General features: G+C 59.0%; 2 protein-coding genes. One reads left to right on the top strand and one right to left on the bottom strand.

The window, feature by feature from the left end; translation table 11 throughout:
- Positions 1-305: 305 nt before the first annotated feature.
- The gene (locus AC0L3A_RS40590) at positions 306-749 is read left to right on the top strand and encodes a hypothetical protein (RefSeq protein WP_473256564.1); all 444 of its coding nucleotides are present in this window, start codon (positions 306-308) and stop codon (positions 747-749) included.
- A 352-nt stretch (positions 750-1,101) separates the two neighbouring features.
- Here the strand turns inward: AC0L3A_RS40590 and AC0L3A_RS40585 are convergent.
- A partial coding sequence (locus tag AC0L3A_RS40585; RefSeq protein WP_473256563.1) for a TrbI/VirB10 family protein occupies positions 1,102-1,406 on the bottom strand: 305 nt, incomplete at its 5' end.

Below are 1,406 nucleotides of genomic sequence, written 5' to 3'. Positions count from 1 at the left end.
CAGAAGCATCGAAATCCTCGTGCCGCCCGAAAGCTTGCCGATCCTCGAATGGCTCGGCATCAAAACGTCAAAATCACGGTGGTGAACTACTAGCTAATCCGGTGAACGTCCTCGCGATATTCAACAACAATGCTCTTTCCGCAGAAAGATCGGAAGATTGAGCACGAGCCTTGTATTCAGTCGCGAGTTCTAGGCATCTGACCGCATCCCACTGGTCGCCGCCGAATGTGTAGTGTCGGGCGCATCCGGACGGCGATGGCGGCGTCGGAGGCGTGCTGTGCATAGTCTCGGAGACGACCGAGCGCGTGCGGGCCGAGGCGGCACTCCGGGAGAGCGAAGCTCGCCTGCGCCAGCTGAACGAGACGGTCGAGCAGCGCATCATGGAGCGGAGCCGCAAACTCGAGAGCGCCCATGTCGCGCTGCGTCAGGCGCAGAAGATGGAGGCTGTCGGCCGACTGACGGGCGGGATAGCTCACGACTTCAACAACCTCCTCCAAGGAATCGCCGGCAGCCTCGATCTGATCCGGCGCAAGCCAGACGATGCGAGCCGCGCAAGCCGATGGGCGGATGCGGGACTGAAGGCGGCCGACCGCGGCGTGCGCCTATGCGGAATGACTCTGGCGAAGGTCGTTCGTTCCGGGAAGTGTCCAAAACTGCACAGAAAACCTGAGTTCCGGTGGAACTACATCGAGGAAGCCGGCACCGCGCCAGATAGGTGCCAATCTGACTCAGCCTCCAACCCGGTCTGACGGGCTGAGGCTTTTCTTTGTTGTCAGGCGTCCGTCACCTTACGGATAGATTATTCGCGAGGACCGCCTTAAATCCCGCGTTTCGGTTCCGGGAGAGGCTTAAATGGCGTTTGAGGAAGTGGAATATGCAGAATGCGCGCTACAAGCGATGCAGATGGCACTGGACTCGAGTGTCCCGCAACATCGATCAAAATGGTTGCGTCTTGCAGTTCTCTTCCGTCGGCTAGACGAGTTGCGCGGTGCCGCTTGCTTCGATCGCGCCCTAAATGCGCAGGGAACGCTTCAACCACCCTCAGCTTCCCGACATTGATCTACGGCCAAACCCCGCCAAGAGACGTTCATACTTGAAGTCTTATCCGCGGTAAGTGCCGGGAAAGACCATGTCCTGATCGACGAGGACGTTGAAGATATAGCCCGGCCGAATCTCCAGTGTGGGCTGGACGTTGAGGTTCTTGCCAATCGTCTGTTCTACGACCCGGCCAAACGTCTCTGCAAAGCTGTTCCGGGCGGCGTCGGAGGGTGTCTGCCGATACCCATACGCCGAACTCGTCGGCACCGACATATCGATGCCCGCGCCCATGGCGGCAATCAGGATCGCGGATCCGAAGACCTGGACATAATGGTTGTCGACCTCATCATTGAAGCCACCGTAGCCTT

Source organism: Bradyrhizobium sp. MI1.3 (genome assembly GCF_055811695.1).
The sequence above is the reverse complement of the archived record's forward strand: the minus strand, read 5'-3'. Positions and strand labels throughout refer to the sequence as shown.